This window comes from Dapis purpurea BLCC-M126 (assembly GCF_050015975.1).
Lineage (GTDB): Bacteria > Cyanobacteriota > Cyanobacteriia > Cyanobacteriales > Microcoleaceae > Trichodesmium.
Map to the genome: position 1 here is coordinate 1 of NZ_JBNHER010000026.1, position 25,555 is coordinate 25,555.

The window sequence follows — 25,555 nt, forward strand, 5'->3', positions numbered from 1 at the left end:
CCGAACGGTTTTAACCAGAGGTAATTATCAATTATCCATTATCAATTAATGAACTAGTTATTTGTAATATTCAAATGGTATTACTTAGAATTGCCTTGATTAGATTTATAACCAAAGTAAGTAACATCCTTAGCTTCAAACTATATAAGCTGAAACTGAGGATGTCTATAGTATCTTTATTTAACTTTACTCATAACTTTCAGAATTTGCTGCTAAATATACTCACGACTTACGCATGAGGTAGGAAAAACTAGGATTTGAGATTGCTTCCCTGTCGGTCGATAGGGACGAAAATACGTTGTACTGCGTAAGTCCTAATAGTATATTATCAAAGCAAAATCCGATAATTATCAATTCAATTCTAATCTAATCCAGCGTCAGTTACTGCTCCAACACTGCTAGAGGAAACTAACTTAGCATACTTAGCTAATACACCTCTAGTATATTGGGGTGTCGGTGCTTCCCATACTTGACGACGCTTTTCTAGTTCCTCATCAGAAATATTTAACTGTAGTAAACGCTTATGAGCATCTATAGTAATCATGTCTCCTTCTTTGATTAGAGCGATCCCTCCACCGACTGCTGCTTCTGGAGCTACATGACCAACTACCATACCGTAAGTACCACCAGAAAACCTACCATCAGTAATTAATCCTACTTGATCTCCTAAACCAGCACCAATAATAGCTGAGGTTGGTGCCAACATTTCTCGCATTCCTGGTCCACCTTTCGGACCTTCATAACGAACTACGATAATATCTCCTGCTTGAATTTTGCCTGCTAATATTGCTTCTAAGCAAGCTTCCTCTGACTCAAATACTCTCGCTGGACCTGTTATTTCTGGATTCTTCACTCCTGTAATTTTAGCAACGGCTCCCTCAGTTGCCAGATTTCCTTTTAAAATAGCTAAGTGTCCTTGAGCATACATGGGATTATCCCAAGGGCGAATCACATCTTGGTTTGCAGGTGGTTCTGAAGGTATATCTGCTAATTGCTCTCCAATAGTTTTACCAGTTATAGTTAAAGCATCTGCGTGGAGTAGGTCATGTTCTAGAAGCATTTTCATTACTAGAGGAATGCCACCTGCTTGATGCAAATTTGTGGTAACGTATTTGCCACTTGGTTTCAGGTCACACAATACAGGTACTCTTGCCCTAATTGTTTCAAAATCATCCAAAGATAATTCCACATCCGCAGCATGAGCAATTGCCAGTAGGTGTAACACTGCATTGGTAGAACCCCCTACAGCCATGATTACTGAAATTGCATTCTCGATAGCTTTGCGAGTAATAATTTGACGAGGTAAAATTTGTTTCCGAATAGCTTCTACCAAAACATGAGCTGATTTTTCTGTGCTATCTGCTTTTTCTGCATCTTCGGCAGCCATTGTTGATGAGTACATCAGACTCATGCCCATTGCTTCAAAAGCTGAAGACATAGTATTGGCAGTGAACATTCCTCCGCAGGAACCAGCTCCAGGGCAAGCTCTACGTTCAACTTCTGTTAATTCTGTTTCGTCAATTTTTCCAGCACTATATTCTCCTACTGCTTCAAAAGCACTTACAACTGTTAAGTCTTTACCGTTGTAGTTGCCTGGTTTAATAGTACCACCGTAAACAAATATAGCGGGAATGTTCATGCGGGCGATCGCTATCATCGCTCCCGGCATATTTTTATCACATCCACCAATAGCAAGAACTCCGTCCATAGTTTGGCCATTACAAACTGTTTCGATGGAGTCGGCAATTACATCTCTAGATACCAGGGAATATTTCATACCCTCAGTACCCATAGAAATACCATCGCTAATGGTAATAGTGCCAAATATCTGTGGCATTCCTCCAACTTCTTTCACTCCACTCATGGCTCGCATGGCCAAATCATTGATACCCATGTTGCAAGGAGTAATGGTACTGTAGGCATTGGCAACCCCAATAATTGGTTTTGTAAAGTCTGAATCTTCAAAACCTACAGCTCTCAACATAGCTCGGTTTGGAGCGCGTTGTACTCCTTTAGTTACTAATTGGCTTCTTCTATTTTCTGGCATAGTATTTTTTGACTCTACTATCTTATTTGACCAAAAAAATCAACTGTATACAAGCCTCCGGATTTATCTTTGGAGAGGGAAAAAGGCTTTTGGTCTTGCAATCTCTTTGATTCATCAATGGAGTCATAGTTTTGACTTTTGATTTTTGACTTTTGACTTCCGGGAAACTGGTTTTTTACCTTAGTAATTTGTAATGTCCTACTTTAAATATAAAATATAAAATAGAAAATAGGTTGAGGCAGAGCAAATGGAGGCTGAGGAACTTCTCAAGCAATATGAAGCAGGGGAAAGAAATTTTAAAGGTATTGCCCTGGTTGGAATTGATTTAACCGGAGCTGATTTAAGTAATGCTAATTTTACTAGGGCAAACCTCCGTGATGTGATATTGAAAGATGCTAACCTCAGTGGAGTTAATTTCAGAGAGGTTAGTTTAGGGGATGCTTATTTAAATGGAACGAATTTGAGCGAAGCTAATTTGATTGGAACAAGTCTGGTGAAAACTGACTTGACTAATGCTAATTTGAGTGGAGCTAATCTACGGGGTTCTAATGCTAGAGAAGCGAATTTGAGTCAAGCTGATTTAAGGGGTGCTAATTTAACGGAGGCTAATTTAAGTCAGGCGAATTTGACTGAAGCTAATTTGAGTGAATCTACAATGATTCGAGTTAATTTGATTAAGTCTATTTTAAGTGGTTCTAACTTAGAGTTTGCAAATTTAACAAATGCTTTGATGAATGAATCAATTTTGGAGGAGGTGAACCTGACAAATGGAATTCTGAGTGGAGCGATGTTAAGTGGTTCTAATCTCAGTGAAGCTGATTTGAGTAAATCTACTACTATTGGGGCAACTCTGAGTGAAGCTAACTTAAGTGGAGCAAAACTACGAACTACTAATGCTAGTTGGACTACTTTACGAGGTGCTAATCTCAGTGGGGCTAACTTATTTCGGGCTAAATTAAGTTGGTCAAATCTGACAGGAGCAATATTGGTCAAAGCTGTTTTAATTGACGCAAAGCTCAATAAAACTAATTTACGAGATGCAGATATGAGAGGAGCAATTATGCCTGATGGTACAACTTTTCCCTAAAAATTCTTGTTGCTGTTAACTGAAAATTTTAAATTATAATAGGTGTTGTTTTTGATTCTTTATATTAACAAATATTCATAAAGTCTAGCTGTTGTAATCTAATATAATTAAAGTATATTTACAATTTAATGCTGGTAAACTATAGGAGAAAAGCAACATGAAAGCTGAAGAATTAAAGACTAGATATTCTCGAGGAGAAAGAGATTTTAGCAAAACAAATTTAGTCGGGGTAAATTTAAAAAGAGTCAATTTAGAAAAAGTTAATTTGGCAGGTTCTTCTTTAGCATGTGTCGATTTCAGTCACGCTTTTCTCTATGAATCAAATTTTTCTGATGCTTTTCTTTACTCGGCTAATATGAAATTTGTTAAATTGGGAAAGGCGCAACTTATTAATGCGGATTTAACAAAAAGCAATCTAGAGGGTTCTTTTTTAGTTAAGTCAAATTTATCTGGTGCGAAATTAAGTGGTGCTATTTTATCTGGTGTTAATTTGAGAGGTGCAAATCTAGAAGGTATTAATCTATGTGGAGCTAATCTTAGTGGTATTAATTTGCGTTCTGCTAATCTGAAAAATGCTAACCTGAGTTGGGCTAATTTGAGTCGCGCTAGACTGAATGAAGCCTTAATACAAGGTGCTTTACTCACAGGAGTTAATCTCAGTCAAGCACATTTGACGAAAGTAGATTTACATGGAATGGATTTAAATGGGGTAAATTTTAGTGAGGCTAAAATAAAGTTTGCTAACTTGTGTGGAGCCGATTTAACTGCTACCAATTTTAGTGGCGCTAATTTAATTTTTAGTGATTTAAAAGAGGCAATTATGAATGGCTCTAATTTGAGAAATGCGATATTAATTTATAGTAATTTAAGTGGAGCAGTTTTGACAAGAGCTGATTTATCTTATGCAGTTTTGACTGATGCTAATTTGAGTAAAACTAATCTGAATTTAGCTGATTTGCATAAAGCTGATTTAAGTGGTGCTTGTTTAGAGGAAGCTTATTTGTGGAAGGCTGATTTGAGTGAAGCTAATCTTGATGGTGCTGACTTAAGTAGAGCTAGTTTAAGAGGAGCAATTTTGGATGGGGTGGATTTACGAAATACTAATTTAACACAGGCTATGATGCCAGATGGTACAGTTAATTGATATTTTTAACAATTAATAATTAATCATTACTTCTTCTGTAATAGAAGGATTAGGTAAAAGGAATTTTTTTGTTCTGTTGGTCGATTGGATATGCTGTTTGCCAGGGCAAAGCTCCGCTTTTCATGTTCCGTAGGAAAACGTGTAGCGTCCTAGAGGGAAAGGAGACCTCGGCATCCCATCCTATGAAATGCTGCTTCTTGCCTCCTCCGGAGGAGCTGCGCTTTTTCCTGACGGAATGCTCCACAAACATGTTGCATAGCGAAACAGAGGAGCTGTCTCTTTCATAGAAGCTTCACTAACGCTAATGCTTTTCATGTCGGCGACAGCCGTTAGCGTTTGCGGTAGCATTCCGATAGGAAAGCTTTGCGCCAGCGAAACGCAAACTACCGCTTTTTCTCGATGAATGGAGAGGCTTTATACTTTAATTTTTCGGTAAATTTAGTTGTGATATCAAATCCGGTTAATTGCACATAGAATCTGGTCATAGGATATGTATTTATAATTTTTTCAATTACTTTAATAGATATATCGCTAAATTCCCCACCGGAGAGTGTTTACGAGTTTGTCTCCATCTCCCCATCTCCCCATCCCCCCAACTATATAATAAGTATTCAACCGGATTTGATATGACTTCTTTACCTTTAACAGCAAATACTTTTGTTGATCAATCACATCTATCAAAGGAAAACTATTTATTGAATGGATATTTGATTTCTTTCAGCTTATAGTTTTAGATTAATTTTTTTTAGTGTTCATGTGTATCTATGAGTTTGGCATAAATTGATTATTAAAATTTTAAGCATTTAGCCGTCATCTAATAGACAGCTTCCTGAGTCGTAACGACGTTAACACTTATTAACTTATTTTCAGCCAGAGGTGGAATTAGTATTGAGAGTATTGAACTAGAATTAAAAGTATGGTTCAAAGCTAATTTGTTAGTCGTTCTTCACGCAGTTGTATTTATTTTCTGCTACTTATACCAATTCCTCAAAATAATGCTATAGTTCATTAAGACTTCAGTTATTAAGTAATAATAATGGTTTAGTAATGTTTTTAACAATTACAATTATAGAGATATAGCAATCCTATTTAGGCTGTAATATTTTGATGTTAGGGGAAATTAGTAATTCGCCCCTACAGCAGTCATAATTTTCAAGGTTAAGGACTCAAATTAACTATTATTAAAACTGTCACAAACAATGGGCGGATTGCTATATATTCTTCTTAATGACTTTAGTCCCTAATCCTTACTCCCTAATCCCTACTCTCAAGAAGATTTAGCATGACTTTTTAGATTTGGTATTAGAGATATTTATTTTAATAAAATTCTATGTTTTACTTGACAGAAAGTAATGATATTAAGAACACTATTGAGAAATTGACTCAAGCTGATTTGCTTTGGATTGATACAGAAGTTGCTGATTATAATACTCGTAAACCTAGGTTATCCTTAATTCAATTGTTGGCTGAATCTGAAGATTTAGTAGGCGACAATGTTTATATTTTAGATGTTTTAGAGCATGATAATATAATTCATTTTTTCATCGAAAAAGTCATGCTTAATCCTGACATTGAGAAGGTATTTCACAATGCTAAGTATGACATTAAATTCCTGGGTAAAAATCAAGCTAAAAATATTACTTGTACTTGGGAAATAGCTAAAAAATTACCTTATTATATTTTACCAGTATCTAACTGCAAATTGAAGACATTAGCTGAAAAACTAACTAACTTTCAAAACATAGATAAAGAAGTGCAAGGAAGTGATTGGGGACAACGCCCACTCACAAAAAAACAACTTGAATATGCAAAGATGGACTCGGTTTACTTAGCTCAAGTACACTTGGCCTTGTTAGAGTTAATTCAAAAAAATAATTCTGAACCTGCTACTGATAATTTAGATGAACTAAGTCACAGATATCAAGAGCTTCTACATGAATGGAAATTGTTAGATTCAGAAATTTCTCATATACTTGAACGGATAAAATTAGCTATGCAGGCGCAGAATATTTCTGAAACTTCGACTTTTAAATTATCATCTGTAGAACGAATTACTCAGAAAGTTAATTTTGCTGAATTAGCAACGATAGTACAAAATAAGGAAATAGATTTGGATTTTCCCATTACTCTAACTCAAAAACTACAAAAAGATTTTGGTAATATAATTAATGAACTTTCTCTCAATACAGAGAGTAGTTCTAGTTGGAAATTGACTTTTAAGGGTTTTCCAAATATGACTGAGCAAGATTAGCAAGAAAATTAGAAAAACTGCAACAATTTTTAATTATTGAATTTGCTCAATTCGTAGACTAAGTAACTATTGTATCCTACTCTTAGTTAATAGGAAAGCTATTAAATACTGGTAGCTGAAGTATCAATTAAATACATATTATTGAGGAAAAGTCAAGATGATGCAAGCTAAAGATATTATGACTACAGATGTTGAAAAAATTAAGGGTTCGGCAACAGTAGCTGATGCTGTGAAGAAGATGAACGATTTATGTCTGCGTTCTTTAATTGTGGAACGACGTAGTGAGGAAGATGCTTATGGTATCGTCACAGAAGCAGATATTGTTTATAAAGTTGCTGCATACGGGAAAGATCCTAAACAAGTGCGAGTTTATGAAATTATGACTAAGCCTTGTATTGTTGTGAATCCAGATTTAGGTGTAGAATATGTGGCACGTTTATTTGCTCAGACAGGTATACACCGAGCACCTGTGATTAAAGATACATTGGTCGGTATTATTTCAGTTACAGATATTTTAAGCAAGAGTGATTTTGTTGAAAAACCAAAATCTGTGCTACTTGAAAAGAGAATAGAAGCAGCTATTGAAGAAGCAAGAAGTATTTGTGCAGAAAAAGGTGTTACTTCTAAGGAATGTGCAGCAGCTTGGGATATTGTAGAGGAGTTACAAGCTGAAGCTGCTCACCAGAAGTCAGAAAGACTTGATAAAACTGCTTTTGATCTTTATTGTGAGGATAATCCAGAAGCGGCTGAAGCAAGAAGTTACGATGTTTAGTTTCAGAATTTTACCTGTATATATATAAGATTTTTTCTTTTAGCACTGAGGGTAATATCCAGTGCTTTTTTTGGCGATCGGCAAAAACGGTAATCCTAATAGATATAACTATTACTAATCAGTTTTTAGACTTTATTCAGAATAGCCCCGATAATATATTAGGCGATCGCAATATCTACAGAGTCTATAGAATAGGACTTATGCATTTTTCTACAATAAAGACTATCAACTATTGCGCAATAGTTATAAACTATATATGGCTTTGGTCTAAGTCCTATAAAGGAAAAAAAATACCTTTTGATGGAGTTTAGCAGTTTGTAACACCCCATCAAAAGGAGCAAATATATTTGAACCTATCTATAAAACTGATACAAAGCGCTACATTAACAGGACTTACGCAAACAAACCAAGAAAACGGGTTGATTCCTTGATTATTGTCTCTCAAACCACCAAACTTCCTTGATAAACTCGGTTTCTGCGTAAGTCCTAATTAAGTAACAATCTGATGTTTACTTCCTGGTTCCACTGAGACCGTTAGCGGTTACTCATCCACAGCAATAAATGGTTAAGTTGACCGCATTCTCAAATTAATACTTGTCTCATACGCGGCCTACAGATATGCCACGCTCAGGGAAATCACAAATTCTAAGACTTAACGGCATATCTTTTACATGATCACAATTAAACCTAACAAATTCAGTATGTCTACAATTAATTACCCATAGTATTTCACTGGTTACTAGCACTTAAAGTTTCTTAAGTAACACCAGTCAAAAAATTAGGTAATAGACATAGGTAATAGACAACCGACTAACTTTTCTAGCGGATATATTCTTTAAGAATACTATTCCGATTTGGGTGTCGCAACTTCCTGAGAGCTTTTGCTTCAATTTGTCGAATCCGCTCGCGAGTCACATTAAAGATTTGTCCAATTTCTTCTAAAGTTTTCATCCGACCATCATCTAACCCATACCTCAAACGTAATACATCCCGTTCACGAGGACTTAAACTATTTAAAACACTTTCTAAGTCTTCTCGCAATAAATTTTTAGATACTTGGTCTTCAGGAGTTTCCCCATCTGACTCAATAAAATCCCCCAGTCGAGAATCTTCTTCTTTTCCAATTGGAGTTTCTAAGGATATAGGCAGTTGAGCAGACTTAGCAATAAAACGCAACTTTTCTATAGTCATTTCCATGCTAGTTGCTATTTCCTCTTCTGTAGGTTTACGACCCATTTCTTGAGAAAGAAGCTTAGTAGTTTTCTTGATTCGGGATATAGTTTCATACAAATGAACTGGTAGACGAATAGTACGAGACTGATCGGCGATCGCTCTGGTAATAGCTTGACGAATCCACCAAGTTGCGTAGGTGCTAAATTTATAGCCCTTTTCATGGTCAAATTTTTCTGCTGCTCGAATTAATCCTAAACTACCTTCTTGAATTAAATCCTGGAATGATAAGCCTCGGTTCATGTATTTTTTGGCGATGGAAACAACCAGACGTAGATTAGACTGTACCATCTTTTCTTTAGCTCTACGCCCAAGTATTAATCGACGCTTAAACTTTGACAATTCCATATCTACAGCATTTGCCCACTCACTCACTTGGGGTTCCCGAGCTAAGTGGTACATTAGATCTTCTCGAATTCGCTCCAATTCCAGAAGATCTGCAATTTTACGGGCTAATTCAATTTCTTCATCAGCTCGTAATAGTCTGATTCTTCCTATTTCTTGTAGGTAAAGGCGGATTGAGTCTTCTGTGTAATGCTTTTTTTTGCCCGCAGTGCGAGTACGAGATTTGGCAACTTTACCAGACTTTAGATCATCATCATCAGACTGAGCATCTATATATTCTTCTCTATCTCCGATTAAAATGTCTAACTCATCATTTATTTGTCTGGTTGGGGTTGGCTGAAATAAGTCGCTAGATTCTAGCTCAGGCTGAATGGTGGTTTCGATTACATTGTTAGTCTGGATCATGTCGCGTTCCTCATGCTCCTTAAGTTGAAGAATAAATTACTTTACAGAAGTTTTCTGTCTATCTTAAGACAGTATAGCTAGTGACCAAATCTGTATGGTTTATCTTTTTTGCTGGAAACTGAGAAATTTCCTGAGTTTACCTGGAATAATTTTTACCCATTTAAGGCTTACTTTATTGATATTGACTCTTTTTTCATAGTCTTCAGAGTAATATGTTCTGGCTAGCGGTCATGCCAGTATCATTTTCTACATTTAAAGTACCTCAACTAAAATTCCTTATAGTTGTTTTTCACAGTGGGATAACCCACACAACTGCTTCATAAAACGTCACAATTAGTGATGCTTTAATGTTTACTTGCTTCTAGGGTAACACTCAGCAGCAGGACTTCCACAGGCATCAATGGTTAAGCCAACCGCATATCTTGCTCTTTATACTTGGATTTAGATCGGGGTCCATAGAGAAACCACACTCAGAGCAATCAAAGGTCTTATCTATCTGGTAGTCCTGTATATTAATGGTCAATAGTTGCTAAAATGCTAACTCATAGGGTTGCCGAAAAAATTACAATGCATAATTACTAACTATCTGATTTCCCCTTATACTTTGAGTGTGTCGTCTGCCTATCTACTTATGCTAATAGATTAAGCTGCCATGACAGTCATTATTTATCCCATCAAAGTCGGAAATCTTTCTTCAAGTTAGTCTGTATCATGCCAATTATGTTAAAGGCTATGATCAGGAAATCATGTCAATTTAGGCTATCTAAAGAATTGGTTCAACCAATTTCAGCTCTATATCTATTAGCAATAAAAAACAATGACACAGTTAATTTAAGGCTCAATTTAATCCATGACCAAACCCACTCAATGACAAATATTTGGACATGAAGGGTGTAGTTCATAGTTATCCAGCCTTTCATCTTAACCTAACTATAAATATTAGTTCGAGGATTGCCTGGGGTTTTAGTTCAAGACCATAACAACATGGTTTCTTTAGTTTTTGTGAAAAATCAAAAATTTGACTACACAATTTACAGATGGTTGGCTATGGTGCCATATATACGAGGTAAATAATTCAGGGAAATACTTAAAACATAACAAATTATACCCTAGCTATAAAAATCTTTTACCCCATAACATAAAGGGACTAATATCTATTTTAGTTTGTCAACCTCCTTTTTTTCTAGGATTTACTCTTGTCATTACTTCTCCTGTATCTATATTGTAAGATTTTTGCAAGATTAATGTGATTAGTTTCATGCTAGCAATAATCTATATATTAATCACCTCCACTACACTATATAATTATGTTGTGTTTAGAAAAATACTGTTAATTTTTTCACACATATACTAATCCTCGACAAGGTTGTGTAGAAAATATTCTAGTAAAAGGGCACAAGGGTAACAATCTCAACGTTTGTCTATTTATATTTTGTACCAATGATTTCCTATTTTTATCGGACTTAATTTTAACTATATATAAATTTTGCCCAACAAATTTTGGTTCAAGTGATTCGATTACTTTATTAATATTTTCCAGACTTTTCGTAAATGTTTTTATTAATTCCTATATTATTGGATTTTTTTTACTCTATCTGTCATAATTGCGATGTTTTTTCCTAAATTTATAAATATAATATTTATAAATTTAGTTTTTTTTCTTAGTCCATCTTTATTTTGACTTGTATAGTAGATTCAATTTTCCGGGTCAAGTTCATGTTTTTATTTCACTATGAGAATCAATACTAATTTTAATAATTAAGTACCTCAACAATATTATTGATCTATTCTCATTCCCTGGGATCTTGAGAAAGGAAAAAAGTCAGCTTATATAAATGTGTAATTAATTTTGTGTATCTGCTTCACTGGATGTAACATTAATTCAAGCTAACTCTGAAAACCTTGATAGTTTTTAGTTTAACAGATTATTTTATGAACGCCCACTCCTATTCTCACAAACTTATTATTTTTTGTAATTGTTATACTCATTACAGGTCAAAATTGATATATTTATTTAATATCACAAATTAATTAATCATTCTAATCTTATACTTATACTTTGGTATTCATCCTTAATTAGTTTTAACTACTTTGATGAAATGTCAACGCTCTAGTTCCAAAATTCGTGGGTAAAATTAATAGTTAATTTTTTGATGTGCAGTTTACAATAATCGATAAAAAAATTTATATAAGGACATTTATCTAGACCAAAATTTTCGGTAACATATAGTCGTTATCTATAACTTAGCTCAAATTTTAGCAATTGGAGTTAAATATTATATTAAGAGAAATTACGTTCTTGATGTTAAGATGTCATATATAGATATTCATGCTCCAATTTTTATAAACGCATATTATACCAATTTGATAAATGTTTGCTACAAATAGCTAGGGAACTTTTTAGGAGTCAGGAGTCAGGAATCGTATGGGAATAGCTTCTATATCATTTTTGAACTGGGAAATCATCTTTTTTGTCAAAGGTAAATCTCCTGTAAAATCTTTTTATTGCCCTTACTATTCGTAACATTATTTTTTAAAATTGGTATTAAAACTAGGCAATGCCCAAAAAATCAGTGTAAGTGCTGAATAGGAATAAAATTAATTATAGATTAAGTAGTCAAGCAAAATTAATTATATATTTGCTGATGAGGCTAAGTAAATAAGACAAATTATTTGTGATATACCTACTCCCTGAATAAAGATGAAATTAATTTTCACAGGTATTGCTAACTACTAAATATAAATATCAGTCAAAGAATTTGCGACAAGTGTTGCCATAACTTTACAGTTGTTAAGATATATTTATTTTACAGAAGCTTTCTCAGATTCTAGTATTTCTCTTCAATCAGAACCTTTTCTCAAAAATTTGATGTAATTTTCAACAAGAGGACGGGTTACTTTTCTATCAGTAATTCTCTGTCCACTCTGATGATGAATCTGAGCATGGACATGATAACCAGAGGTTCTTCCTGTAAGACCTTGGGTACCAATTGGTTGTCCTTGATTAATTCTCGTTCCTTTTGTTGGTGGTGAACCTTGTAACAAATGACCCATTAACCAATAATAATTAGTGCCATCGCACATGAGTTCAACTATCTGACCCGCACCTTGGGCAGTTGTAAAACTCCCATTTCGGCCTTGAAATCTAGTTCCGCGAATAGTTCCTTTACAAGGTGCTGGAATAGGAACTTGTAATTCACCATTTAGCTCAAGAGTAAAATCATAAGCTCCTGGAGGACTATTATCAATGAAATAGGGAGTATGAATTACATAAGGGAGAAATTTATCTGATTTACCATAGTATGGCATCAACAAAGGAGTAATTTTAGGGAAATTATCTTCCACCCACTCTTGAACAATGACTATTTTTTTTAATGTTTGCCCTACTATTTTAACTCCTGTTTTGATTAAGGGAGCTAAGACAGTTATGTATATTAAAAATATAAAGATTAAAAAAACAAAAAAATTTTTAATTCTACCAGTATGAGGATTGTATTTTATTTGTAAAATAACTTGTTTGATTATATAAATAAATAGGATTTTATATGGTTTTAAATTTTGGTTAAATAACTTTTTATTTTGCAATACTTGAGATTTTTTTTTACTAAAAAAATGCATAATTTAGATCTGTTTTTATTAATAACTAATACCTCATTATACTAATTATAGTTTTCTCAATAATTGAAATTGAAACTAAATCTAATAAAATAGTAAAAAATGATTAATATTAGAAACCGAGAATTGAAAAGCACTAGTGCAGGATGACGGAAATAAGTGACCAGTAACAAAATACTCAAAGCCTTACCAATCAAAACTTCTGAATTCTGAATTCTGACTTCCGCGTAGCGGTACTAGAGCCTTTTCTATATTCTAAATAATCAAAAAGTTTTGCAATTGCACAATAACCTTATAGCATTGGCTCAAAAATTTTGACTGGAAAATAGCTATAATGCCTTTAGCAAATAAGGTTTGGCTTGCAGTACTTCATCAGGATTCTCCTTCTGCTAGAATAGCAACTTAATCAAAAAATATTACAAATTATAGTAGTGATTTAAAGACTTTACCCATAATGTTTATGATGCTAAAAATTAAATCTCATGTTGATGCCTAAGAAGCAAAAATAGTTGCCAAGATACAAAAACAATACTCAAAAAAATAGTTAGATGTGGTGCATTGTAAATTCCGACTCTCTCTTGCTGAATCCTAGTTCCTAGAAATTTATAGCCAACTTTTTTTTAATTGGCATAATATCATTTCACGGAAGTCAAAAGTCATACATTCAAAAATAACCTATTAAGATTGTATGAGGAGGGAAAATTTAATTGACAATAATTGCAGGCCATTATTTCTAACTTCAAATTCTGACATTATTGAGGCAAATTGGTATAAAAAATAAATCTTTAAGCTTTAAAAAAAGCTATCTCGTATATAGAGTAAATGCTTCACTGGTTATAATATTATAATATGTATCAATTTGAATTATCCTCAATTACCCACTTCCATAAGGGATGAGTAGGCCCTTGATGATTAATCTGACTTACTTGTTGTTCTAAGCGCTTTTGTTCTGCTGGAGATATGCCCCAAAGAATGTTTCTACTTTGCCAAACTAAAATAGCAGTCGTAGTACCAAGACATAGACTTAAACCAAGGGTAGACAGCTTATAATAAGCTAGAGCATAACGTACAGAAACCCAAGTAAAATGCTCTACCCACAAAGAAATTTCTCTCCGTAAACTCCATATACTTAAAGAACCAATACTGCTCCAAAGCAATACAACTATCAACCACTTAAAATAGATTATTAGTCTGTAGAGTCTTTGTACTTGGACTTGTAAAACTGACTCATCTTTACACATTTTCAGGATGTTGAAAGAATAAGAAAAAAAAGCATGAGATAATTTTTTCTATCTGACAGTAAAAGTTGATATAAATTTTTTTCAAGCTGTAATAGCTAATTTATAAACTTAAGACTAGAGTTTTTTTTGACACACATAGAGTACTCTGATAATTGTGATCTATTTTAATGAAAACTTCTATAAGAGCTTGAGTAGTTTCCTAGATTTAGGTTTTGAAATTTTTAGTTTACTAGAAAAATTATTCCTGATAACTACAATAAATAAGTATTTTCCTGGGAATATTGCACATTGAGATAAGTTGACTAATTAGCTCTAAAAATTTAAAAGTTATAATTTTCTTTAGTTATGAGTTATATCTAAACAGTATTCTCTTGACCTTCTAATAATTCTGAATTTTCTTCTAAAGGGTTGGGAATAAATTCACCAATGCGCTCGCGCCACCAAGCTAGAAGTGTACTAGCAATAAATATACTAGAGTAAGAACCTGCAATAAAACCAATAATTAAAGCCAAAGCTAAATACTTTAAAGTTTCTCCACCAAATATTAAAATACCAACTAACGGTAATAAAGTAGTCACAGTTGTATTAATAGACCGTGTTAAAGTTTGATTAACAGCATTATCAACTATCTGATCGATTGATTCTCCTGGATAGCGCTTAATTACTTCTCTAACTCGGTCATAAATTACGACTGTATCATTAACAGAAAATCCAATAATAGTTAGTAAGGCAACCAAAAATAAACTATCTACTTCCACACCAGCTACTAAACCAAGAATTGAGAAAATACCAACTGTTACTAATATGTCATGGAATAGGGCAACAAAAGCAAATACGGCATAGTCTAACTGAAACCTAAAAGTTAGATATACTGTAATACCAAAAAAAGCAACCAGTAGAGCTGATAGTCCAGAGGTGAAAATTTGTCGTCCCAAGGTAGGGCCAACTGTATCAATTTGAGTAGAGTTTGGGTCAAATTTGCCAAATTCTGTACTTAAAGCTGTTATTAACTGAGTCCGAGTATCAACATCTAAAGTTTTTGTGCGTATGTCAAGAGCTTGTTTCTCTTCTCCCACAACTTGAATACTGGTATTGCCTAAATCTTGGTTGCTTGTTATTTCTCTCACAGCACCAACTGTAATAGCTTTATTGCAATTATTGGGTATAGTGCAATCTAATTCTAGTTGTAACCTAGTACCGCCAACAAAGTCTAAACTTGGACGTAAAGGCGCACTAATATCTGGCCTAGTCCAAGAAATAACCATAGCAATTAAGCCACTAAGTATGATCGACCCTGAAATTGTCCACCAAAGCGATCGCTGTTTAATAACACTTATTTTCATTTTTATTGAACCAATGATATTTGAGGTATTAGCTTTTAAGTTGTGAGATTATTTCAATTCTGGACAGAATAATTCTGGTTTGCGGAATTGGGAAAATCCAATTGTCCAAAACATTAAAGTTCGACTACAAGTAAGGGCGGTAAACATACTAATTGCTACACCAATTCCCAAGGTTAGGGCAAAACCTTTTACCAAACCAGTTCCTAACCAGAATAGTGCTACACAAGCAATCAAAGTTGTGACATTACCATCTAAAATACTAGAAAAAGCTCGATAAAAGCCAGACTCTACAGAACGATATAAAGTTTTGCCAGCTCGTAACTCTTCCCTTGTCCGTTCAAAAATTAAAACATTCGCATCTACTGCCATACCAATACTCAGGATAAAACCAGCAATTCCTGGCAATGTTAAAGTAACGCCCAAGATGGAAAAACTAGCAATGGTAAACAGAGCATAAATAACTAAAGCTACGTCAGCAATTATGCCAGGCAACCTATAGTAAAAGACCATAAATACTAACACTAGAATTAAGCCACCAATTCCAGCATAGACACTACGCTCAATACTATCCCTACCTAAAGTTGCCCCAACGGTTCGATTTTCAACTATTTCTACAGATACAGGTAGAGCGCCACCCCGCAGTTGTACAGCTAGGTCATTTGCTTGTTGAGCGGTAAATCTACCTTGAATGACTGCATTACCACCAGTAATACCTGTTTCCGCAAATTCAACACTAACTGTAGGGGCACTTAATAATTTATCATCTAGGAAAATACCTATACTACGTCCAGTTCCTGCTAAATTTTTGGTTAGTTCAGCAAACTTCTGTCCTCCTTCAGAAGTGAAGCGCAAAGCCACATTCCAGTTATTAGAGCCAGGAGCTTCTGGTTCCGCTAAAGCATCTCTCAGATCTTGGCCTTTAATAGTTGGTTCTTTGAATAGTCCAGCGATCGCCTCATTAGTTTTTTGGAGAGAATCCAAATTTTTATCTATAGCTTCTTGGTTTTCACTATTTCTGAGTAATTCTTGCTCTACTAATAGTTGTCTTTGTACTTGATATTCAATTGCTAACTGTTGTTCAGTCCCTTGTAACTGTTCTCGGAAGTCAAGTTGAGCTGTCCCTCCTAAAACCCGTTCTGCTTGTTCCGGATCATTTACTCCTGGTAGTTGGACTAAAATTTGGTCTTGTCCTAAAGATTGGACTACTGATTCTGATACACCTAAAGCATTGACCCTATTTTCTACTATTTTTAGGACTCCTTCCATTACACGTTCATCAATGGTAGGAATTTCCTCAGAAGTTTGTAATTGAATAGTTAGTTGTGACCCACCTCTGAGGTCTAATCCTAAACGAATCGGAATTTGACTCAATACTGTAATTGATGCGATAACTAGAACTAAGATTAAGGCTATATAAGAGTTTTGTTTGCGCATGATTTAACTAGCTGAAAGCAGCATTTAGAGTATTATTATAGATAATTAATATTTTGTTTTTTTGTTATACCATTTTCCCATCAAGTTGCACTTAATGAAAGATAATATTTCTCAGTACAATTCAGGTCTAGGTAATAATTTTTCAGTGCATTTTTACATAGCAATGGTATTAGCAATTTTATTTTTTTTGATGTTTTTTAGATGATTTATAATGTAAATATCGAGGCATGAGAAAATGTTTATAAATTCAAGATATCTAAACTATTTCTCTATTTTGATGGTTATGCTAGGAAATAAATATTTCCTGAATCTTACTTTTGAATTTAAACATAGCGGTAAGTATTCAACTATAAGCTTCAGCTATGAGTGATTAATCCATTGTCTTGTCAGGAGGAATTAATCTCTAAGGAGAATTAAAATTTATGTCTGCGTAGCATGACTCAGCAAATAAAAAGGTAATCAGCTAACTTTAGTAAGTTATTAAGTTCAAAAGCTAAATTGTTATATATAGCATTTCTTAAGTTACTGATATACAGTTGTTTTCCTTATTTTCTATTGCTATCGAACGCGAATTACTACTCCCTACTCTCTAAAACCAACAAATTTTGTACCTCACCAGTATGGAAATTGCTAGAATCTAGAATTAAGAATTATAGTTTTTTCATGATAATTGTACAAATTAAGCAATCTAGAAAGCCGTTTAATAATAGAAAAATAAAAAACGGAGCCTAATAGGTAATTGCTATATGGCAATCATGTTTCATTTCTCATATTTTATGGTAATTAGGAGTCAGGAGTCAGAATATAAAAGGATGTTGATTTATCTTAAATTTTCTTAAAAATATCATAAATCATTCCTGATTGGTATATTTCTATAAACAAATACTCCTTAGAACTGATTTATCAAGTAAATATTAAGAAGTTAAATTTCTTGCTATACATTAGATTTGGGCAGTTATTTTCTAGTAAGCCACAAATTTATTAAAGCTAAATTATCTAAGACTTTTAACTAAGTTAATACAGCCTATTTTAGGTTTATGAGGTACAACAAAAAAAGTTTGTCAAGCAAATTTTCAATGCTGGGGATTCATCAAATTAAGGACTGTACCTCATTTACTTGCTATATGCTGTAAATGCTCTCTTAAGGAAAGTCTATACCCACAAAGATTTGCAACTCATTTAGAGTAATTAATTAGTAAAAAATAGCACTAAACTGGCAAGCATTCAGTTGGGTATTTTATTATAAGGAAGTAAGAAGCAGAAAAGAAGAAGTAAGAGTTAATTTCAGGCAAAAAAGTTAATCGGCTTTCTTCCTCATTTCTCTCTTCCTTCTTCCTTCGATTTAAACTTTCATCGCCACCATTTTTTGCACAGCTTCAACAATTTGTTCTGGTTGTACAATTGTTAATCTTTCAAGTGTACCATTATAAGGTGTAGGAATATCTTGAGAAGACAATCGCAGAACAGGTGCATCTAATTCATCAAATAATCTTTCATTAATTGAGGCAATTAACTCAGCAGCAATGCCACCTGTTTTCATGCACTCTTCAACAATAATCACTCTGTGAGTTTTCCTAATAGAACTACCAATAGTTTCAAAATCTAGGGGTTTGAGAGATATTAGGTCTATTACCTCTGGGTCATAACCCTGTTTTTCCAAAGTTTGTATTGCTTGGGTAACGTGGTGACGCATTCGGGAATAGGTCAAGATAGTAACATCTTTTCCACTCCGTACCACTTCTGCTTTATCTAGAGGTAACAAATACTCTTCTTCTGGTAAGTCCTCTTTGAGATTATAGAGAAGAACATGCTCAAAAAATAAAACCGGATTTTCATCACGGATAGCTGCCTTAAGCAAACCTTTGGCGTTGTATGGAGTTGAACAAGCTACTATTTTCAGCCCAGGAACAGCTTGAAAATACGCTTCTAATCTTTGGGAATGCTCTGCACCCAACTGGCGACCTACACCACCAGGGCCACGAATCACTAATGGGATTTTGAAATTGCCACCAGATGTATAGCGTAACATTCCAGCATTATTAGCAATTTGGTTAAATGCCAATAATAAAAACCCCATATTCATTCCTTCAATAATAGGCCGTAATCCAGTCAAAGCTGAACCTATAGCCATTCCTGTAAAGCTATTTTCTGCAATGGGAGTATCAAGGACACGCAGTTCCCCATATTTTTGATAAAGGTCTTTGGTAACTTTGTAGGAGCCTCCATAATGACCCACATCCTCACCAAGAACATATACAGTTGGGTCGTTGGCCATTTCTTCATCAATGGCTGCACGGAGAGCGTTAAATAATAAAGTTTGTGCCATTTAACAGATTGTTTATATGAGTTAGGTGGCAGTTCCCAAACTGACCTGAGAGTCAGATTTAGGCTTCTCAGTGACTCCACCTATTGGTTCGGACATATCCTGAGCTTTGTTTTAATTCCCCATGCTGCCCCACAGGAGAAACAAAAATGACAATGTTTGTTCTGCTTTTATGCTGGTAGGGTTTTACTCCCCTACAGCAAGAAAGAATATCAGTCTTTGCTAGTTTTTTTGAGTTTTGGGTCGTTGAGTTGGTAGAAAAATTGATCGTCAATCAATACTTACCTAGAAATAGGGGCGCCCTCAAGAAGTTGACCTTTAACGGAAGTTCCAGCCACCTTTTTACAAGGTATATCAGGTTGGCAACGTACAGCTTTCCAGGCATAGTAGTGGAGATATAGATGACCAACCACCAATGCACATCACGTTTTCAGATCATCAAAGTTTTAGCTGATAGCTAGTTAAATGTTAATATTAACCTTTTCCAGGGTTATCTAAGCAGCTTTTTCACTAATTGTACTTTACTTCTTTTCTATTTAGTACTGCCTAAATATCATAAAAATAAACATTTGTCAAGCTAAAATCTAATTACTATAGAATAAAATATAAATTATATTGTTAACTAAATTTATCTGGTAGTAGTTTGGTAACCAAACCACTAAAGTGTAAACAATTTAACTTGATATTTTAACCAGTATTTTTAGCAAAGAATTAACTTGTTTGGTGGTTCTAAACAACAAATTTTTATTGAATAATTTATAAATTGAATTTATTTCTGTACCAAAATAACAAAGAGGTTAGCAGTGGAAATTTCTCTTGATAATTTGTGGAACCAAGTCTTAGAAAGGCTGCAATTACAGTTAAGCAGACCGACTTTTGAAACTTGGATTAAAACAGCCAATGCTGAACAATTAGAAAATAATTGTTTAGTAATTCGTACCCCTAACCCTTTTGCTCGAAATTGGTTACAGAAATACTATATAAAAACCATTGCTGGTGTCGTACATGATATTCTCGGTTACCCAGTAGAAATTTACTTAACTACTTCTATAGATGAAGATGGTGGAAAAGACGATTCTGGACTTATATGGCCTGAGCATAAAGGTGCTGCTGATATTCTAGAAAATTTATCTATTCAAAAGCCTAAACCAGCAAATCTTAATCTAAAATATATGTTTTCTCGATTTGTTGTAGGTCCGAATAATCGTATGGCTCATGCAGCTTCTTTAGCGGTGGCAGAGTCTCCAGGGCGAGAGTTTAATCCTTTATTTTTATGTGGTGGGGTGGGTTTAGGTAAAACTCATTTAATGCAGGCTATTGGTCATTATCGTTTAGATATTTTTCCTGATTCTCAAATATTTTATGTTTCTACAGAAAAATTTACTAATGATTTGATTGCTGCTATTCGTAAAGATAGTCTACAAAGTTTTAGAGACCATTATCGAGCAGCGGATGTTTTATTAGTAGATGATATTCAATTTATTGAAGGTAAGGAATATACTCAGGAGGAATTTTTTCATACTTTTAATACTTTGCATGAAGCTGGCAAACAAGTAGTATTAGCTTCTGATAGACCTCCAAATCAAATTCCTAGTTTACAAGAGCGTCTTTGTTCTCGGTTTTCTATGGGATTAATTGCAGATATTCAAGCTCCTGATTTGGAAACTAGGATGGCAATTTTACTGAAAAAATCTGAGTATGAAAATATGCTTTTGCCTAGGGATGTAATTGAGTATATTGCCACTAGATATCCGACAAATATTCGGGAGTTGGAGGGTGCTTTGACTAGGGTTGTTACTTATATTTCTATTTCTGGTTTGCCAATGACTGTGGATAATATTGCACCGATTTTAAATCCACAAACGGAAAAATTGGAGGCATCACCAGAGGCAGTTATTAAGGTTGTTTCCGACAATTTTAATGTATCTATAGAGGATTTGAAAGGTAGTTCTAGAAAACGAGAAATTAGTTTGGCAAGACAAGTTGGGATGTATTTAATGCGACAACATACTGATTTGAGTTTGCCAAAAATTGGAGAGGTTTTTGGCGGAAAAGACCACACTACTGTTTTGTATAGTTGTGACAAAATTACTCAGTTACAAGGTAGTGACTTAAATTTAGCTCAAACAATTCGACAGTTGAGTGATAGGATTAATTTTTCTAGTCGTGATTAGTGATAGCAATCCTATTTTATTTGTGGATAAAAATCTTACTGCTTTTAGGAAACAGGCAACAGGCAATAGGTAAGAGTTTCAGTTTTTTTATTGGCACTTTTCCCACTCACCAAAAGTTGGTGATGAGAAGATTAGAGGGATAGAAAACAAAAGTTGGACTTTCTTGATCTTAATCTATTCAGTTTTAATTTTCAAAAATTTTTTTGCCTATAGAAAATTTGAGTTACTGATAATTGATAACTGAAGTGACCCAAAAATAGATTTTTCCACAGGTTTTCCACAGGCTATTTATTTGTGAAATCATTGATACAGTAAAGATTTTTTATAGTTTTCCACATTTTCCACAGATATTAACTTGAGATTTTATTACTAATATTTTTCGTTTCATGTAAGAGGTCTAGATTACTAAAGTTAAGAATGTTAGGATTTCAGTTCGAGGTGAGTTTTGTTTAAAAAAACTTCCGGTTCCTTATATAAATAACTAAGACTCTAATGAAATTAACTTGTACTCAGAGTGACTTAAGTAGTAACCTTTCTCTAGTTAGTCGTGCAGTTCCCTCTAGACCTAATCATCCAGTATTAGCAAATGTTTTATTAACAGCAGATTTAGAAAATCAACGTTTAGAGTTAACAGGTTTTGACTTAAGTTTAGGTATTCGTTCCAGTTTTCCAGCAGTTGTAGAAACGGGTGGAAGTTTAACTTTACCTGCCAAATTATTTAACGATATTGTCTCTAGATTACCAGACGGTAATATTACTATTGATGATGATGAAGGGGAAGCGTTGGCGGAGCCTAGCGGTAGCTACATCGCTACTCTTACTTCTACATCTGGACGTTATCAAGTCAGAGGTATGGGAGGGGAGGAATATCCAGAGTTACCCAGTGTGGAAGATGGGGAAGTTGTAAATTTACCCCCGGAAGCTTTGATTAATGGTTTGAAAGGAACTCTATTTGCCACAAGTCCAGATGAAACTAAACAAGTATTGACGGGAGTCAACTTAAAAGTACAACCAGATGGTTTGGTTTTTGCTGCGACGGATGGTCATCGCTTGGCAATAGTAGAGACTGAAAGTGTAACACCAGAGGGTGAGGAAGAAACAGAAGAGGTTGGAGAAATTGCAGAGTTTGAAGCGACAATTCCAGCAAAAGCTTTAAGGGAAATTGAACGGATGATTGGGATGGGTAAATCTGATTCTTCTGTGGCGTTGAAATTTGATGAAAGTCAGGTAATTTTTGAGTTAGGAGAGCAACGTTTAACGAGTAGAAAATTGGAGGGTCAATATCCAGCTTACCAACAATTATTGCCTAGTAAGTTTACTAATCAAATTAATGTAGATAGAAAACAATTTTTAGGAGCGGTGGAAAGAATTGCTGTTTTAGCTGACCAGAAAAATAATATTTTGAAGTGTACGATTGATAATGTTAATCAGGAAATTTCTTTATCTGTAGATGCTCAAGATGTAGGTAGTGGTAGAGAATCTATGGCTGCACAAATTTCCAGTGATGAGCCAGAAGAAATTGCTTTTAATGTTAAGTATTTGATTGAAGGTTTGAAGGCTATTCCTTCAGCTTCGGAGATTTCTATTCAGTTAAATACGGCTACAACTCCAGTGGTTTTAAATCCTTTGGGTGGGTTGAAAATGACTTATTTAATTATGCCTGTTCAGTTGAGAGGTTAGAGGATAAGTTTTAATCATAGATTTTTTGGTAGGTTTAAGCATTTTATATGTTTTAACCTGCTGAATTTTAGTGTAATGCTAAATAGCTAAATGCTTAAATCATAGTTTGATTTGATTTGTGTAAAATGTCTGAAAATTCAAGAATTAATAGGAAATATTTCTCATCTTTTATAGCACTGCGTATTTAGGATACCGAAATTTAATTCCGTTTGTAGAGCATTTGCGCACCTAAAACTCACTCAAGAATTACTTTTGACTTGCCCGTAGTGCTATATTTCTGGATTTTTACAACTTAATTAAGATTATCGTATATAAAATAGTGATTAATTAATAAACAATTAGATATGGTGAATGAATTAAGGGAAGGTGATAATCTCGCTCGTGTTAACTATGACAGTTTATTTGAACATATTTTGCAGAAATTACCGTAAAAAAATCTGTTTAAAATATCGAGCGATCGTCAAATTTTACAGATAAATATTGATGAGATAGCTGCTTCTGTTACCAAGACAAAAGTTGAAAATCCGATTAGTGATACTAGGTTTGTTCGTTCTGCAACAATCAATTTTGCTAATGAAAAAGAGTTTGGAGAAAAAATTGAAAAAATCAAAGATTGTCTACAAGAAAATCTCAATTCAGCTTTACAAGAAAAAAATTTGGTTGATTTTATAGAAGGTTTAACGACGAATTTAGAATCTTTTCAGGGAGAAGCAAAGAAGTTAGGTTTATCTTATCCTTTTAACAAGCCATATACAGGATTACAAACACAAGAGTTAATTTTAGACTCTGATAAAAATGACAGTGATTCTCTACTGAAGTTTGCGAAACTAACAATTATAGTGGAGAATACTCAACAATTTTTATCTGAGTTAAGACAAGGAATTGAAAATCACATAGATGACGTCTGTGAAGAAACTGATAATCAAGATGCTTATGAGATTTTAGAAAGTGATATTAAGAAAGAATCATCAGATTTTAATTTATTGCAAAAACTGGCGGATAGAGAAACTCTAGGAAAATTGAAAAGAGAAGCAATTATTATCTATTTAGAACATATTGAACAAAATATTGACAGTAAAGAGCGAAATACTAAGGGTTTTATTTATCTACAGGATTTAATTCGGCGACTCAAATTAATGGAAGAATATTTAGATGAACAAACTGATGATTTTGAGGTTTATTATGCTGGAGTAACTGTTAACTATAAAGATGTTTTTGCTCGTGGGGAAGCTTTTGATGCTCTGACAATTATTCCTACTATTGAAGGAAATTTACGGGAAAGTAGAGATAGAGAAACAGGAAAAGTTCAGTTTACATTGGGTTTAAAATTAAAGTTGAATGGCAAGGTACAAACAGATAGGGGTCAAACTTCTTTTCAGTATAATTTAGATATTATTAATCCAGAGGATTCGGAGCATAAAGCAAAACTTGATGATCCGGATACTCAAAGTCGAGAAAGTTTTGCTAGGAAGGTATTGATTAGGGTTTTTTTGTACTATTTTATATTCGCCTGTGATGATTCTAGTGCAGAAGATTATAATCTTGATGACGAACTTAATTATGACCCTATATCTAAGTTTGAGCCAGTATTAATTCAGTTGAAAGGCAATGATGATAATCAAAAAAAGGGAATTTTTAGAGGTATACTCAGAGGTTTGAATGAACGTGGTGTTCAAGAAAAAGTTGAGAGTCTACGGATACTTTTGAAAAATTTTATAGGCAAAAAGGGAAGGTTACCAGTATGTAATGAAGATCGTGTAATAAGTATTAGTAGAGAAATTTTAAACAGAGATTCAGAGAGTCTTTCTACAGGAGATTTTTTTCAGGAAGATTTGAGAGAAGGAAAGACAGTTTTGAAATATATTTCTATTGATAAGACTTGTGTGAGTGAGAATGCTCTATGTCAACTACCAGTGAATATCAAGATAGAAGATATTCGATATTTTCAAGGAGAAAGTACGCCAGAAAAATTTCAACTAAAATATGACATTGAAGGGATTAAAGCATTGCCTGTGTTTTGGATGCCTAATACTAATCCTTGTTTAGGTTACTATCAAAAATATTTCGAGAAAAAATACAAACACATATTACTTTATTATGATAATCAACGCTTAAACCAAGACACAGAAAATCAAGAAAATTTCAACTCTGAACAAAAATTTGTTTATCGTTTCACTTGGATATTATTGTCTTACCTTTGCTTATATATTATTTTAGAGGAATGCAAAGAAGAGACGAAAAAATCATTATTTATGCCAATGGTAAGGCTACATCAGGGAATATCATAAAATCCATTTCATTCTGAAAAATTTCTAGCCAATCTTTCCAAGTTATTGTGTCATATATTCAGTCAAAAATATCGCTGTAATTCTCAAGGTTTCCCAGTGCATAAGCCACCTAGTTCTTTCAATATAGCATTTCCCAAGCTAGTGAGGTACAATTAGGTAGGCGATCGCTAATCAAA

14 protein-coding genes are annotated in these 25,555 nt (G+C 33.9%); 7 read left to right on the forward strand and 7 right to left on the reverse strand.

Annotated features, from left to right (window positions below; genetic code table 11):
* Nucleotides 1–361: 361 nt before the first annotated feature.
* Entirely contained in the window at nucleotides 362–2,047 is a 1,686-nt protein-coding gene (gene ilvD, locus ACP6PL_RS03280) for a dihydroxy-acid dehydratase (RefSeq protein ID WP_426542510.1), read from the reverse strand.
* A gap of 247 nt (nucleotides 2,048–2,294) precedes the next feature.
* On the opposite strand from ilvD, the gene ACP6PL_RS03285 reads away from it, so the two are divergent.
* From ACP6PL_RS03285 to ACP6PL_RS03300, 4 genes are all read left to right on the forward strand, one after another.
* Nucleotides 2,295–3,134, forward strand: coding sequence for a pentapeptide repeat-containing protein (locus tag ACP6PL_RS03285; protein WP_426542512.1), 840 nt, complete (start codon nucleotides 2,295–2,297; stop codon nucleotides 3,132–3,134).
* A 157-nt stretch (nucleotides 3,135–3,291) separates the two neighbouring features.
* Nucleotides 3,292–4,278, forward strand: coding sequence for a pentapeptide repeat-containing protein (locus tag ACP6PL_RS03290; RefSeq protein ID WP_426542514.1), 987 nt, complete (start codon nucleotides 3,292–3,294; stop codon nucleotides 4,276–4,278).
* A gap of 1,330 nt (nucleotides 4,279–5,608) precedes the next feature.
* On the forward strand, nucleotides 5,609–6,529 hold the full coding sequence (locus ACP6PL_RS03295; protein WP_426542516.1) for a ribonuclease D: 921 nt from the start codon (nucleotides 5,609–5,611) through the stop codon (nucleotides 6,527–6,529).
* Between the two features lie 157 nt (nucleotides 6,530–6,686).
* Entirely contained in the window at nucleotides 6,687–7,301 is a 615-nt protein-coding gene (locus tag ACP6PL_RS03300) for a CP12 domain-containing protein (RefSeq protein ID WP_426542518.1), read from the forward strand.
* A gap of 819 nt (nucleotides 7,302–8,120) precedes the next feature.
* Here the strand turns inward: ACP6PL_RS03300 and rpoD are convergent.
* The 6 genes from rpoD to ACP6PL_RS03330 all read right to left on the reverse strand — a co-directional run bounded on the left by rpoD (nucleotide 8,121) and on the right by ACP6PL_RS03330 (nucleotide 19,240).
* Nucleotides 8,121–9,281 carry an RNA polymerase sigma factor RpoD gene (rpoD, locus tag ACP6PL_RS03305; protein ID WP_426542520.1) on the reverse strand — a complete coding sequence of 387 codons (1,161 nt, stop codon included), beginning with the start codon at nucleotides 9,279–9,281 and terminating at the stop codon, nucleotides 8,121–8,123.
* 2,841 nt (nucleotides 9,282–12,122) lie between these two features.
* The gene (locus ACP6PL_RS03310; RefSeq protein ID WP_426542522.1) at nucleotides 12,123–12,899 is read right to left on the reverse strand and encodes a M23 family metallopeptidase; all 777 of its coding nucleotides are present in this window, start codon (nucleotides 12,897–12,899) and stop codon (nucleotides 12,123–12,125) included.
* Between the two features lie 851 nt (nucleotides 12,900–13,750).
* Complete coding sequence (locus tag ACP6PL_RS03315) at nucleotides 13,751–14,137, reverse strand: hypothetical protein (protein ID WP_426542524.1); 387 nt, start codon at nucleotides 14,135–14,137, stop codon at nucleotides 13,751–13,753.
* 356 nt (nucleotides 14,138–14,493) lie between these two features.
* Nucleotides 14,494–15,480, reverse strand: a complete 987-nt coding sequence (secF, locus tag ACP6PL_RS03320) for a protein translocase subunit SecF (RefSeq protein ID WP_426542526.1) — start codon at nucleotides 15,478–15,480, stop codon at nucleotides 14,494–14,496.
* Between the two features lie 48 nt (nucleotides 15,481–15,528).
* The gene (gene secD, locus ACP6PL_RS03325; RefSeq protein WP_426542528.1) at nucleotides 15,529–16,914 is read right to left on the reverse strand and encodes a protein translocase subunit SecD; all 1,386 of its coding nucleotides are present in this window, start codon (nucleotides 16,912–16,914) and stop codon (nucleotides 15,529–15,531) included.
* Between the two features lie 1,342 nt (nucleotides 16,915–18,256).
* Nucleotides 18,257–19,240 carry an alpha-ketoacid dehydrogenase subunit beta gene (locus ACP6PL_RS03330; RefSeq protein ID WP_426542530.1) on the reverse strand — a complete coding sequence of 328 codons (984 nt, stop codon included), beginning with the start codon at nucleotides 19,238–19,240 and terminating at the stop codon, nucleotides 18,257–18,259.
* A gap of 800 nt (nucleotides 19,241–20,040) precedes the next feature.
* Between ACP6PL_RS03330 and dnaA the strand changes: the two genes are divergently transcribed.
* From dnaA to ACP6PL_RS03345, 3 genes are all read left to right on the forward strand, one after another.
* Nucleotides 20,041–21,411 (forward strand): chromosomal replication initiator protein DnaA, encoded by a 1,371-nt coding sequence (gene dnaA / locus ACP6PL_RS03335; protein ID WP_426542532.1) that lies wholly within the window; start codon nucleotides 20,041–20,043, stop codon nucleotides 21,409–21,411.
* Between the two features lie 492 nt (nucleotides 21,412–21,903).
* Entirely contained in the window at nucleotides 21,904–23,091 is a 1,188-nt protein-coding gene (dnaN, locus tag ACP6PL_RS03340) for a DNA polymerase III subunit beta (RefSeq protein ID WP_426542534.1), read from the forward strand.
* A 656-nt stretch (nucleotides 23,092–23,747) separates the two neighbouring features.
* Complete coding sequence (locus ACP6PL_RS03345; protein ID WP_426542536.1) at nucleotides 23,748–25,379, forward strand: hypothetical protein; 1,632 nt, start codon at nucleotides 23,748–23,750, stop codon at nucleotides 25,377–25,379.
* Nucleotides 25,380–25,555: the final 176 nt, after the last annotated feature.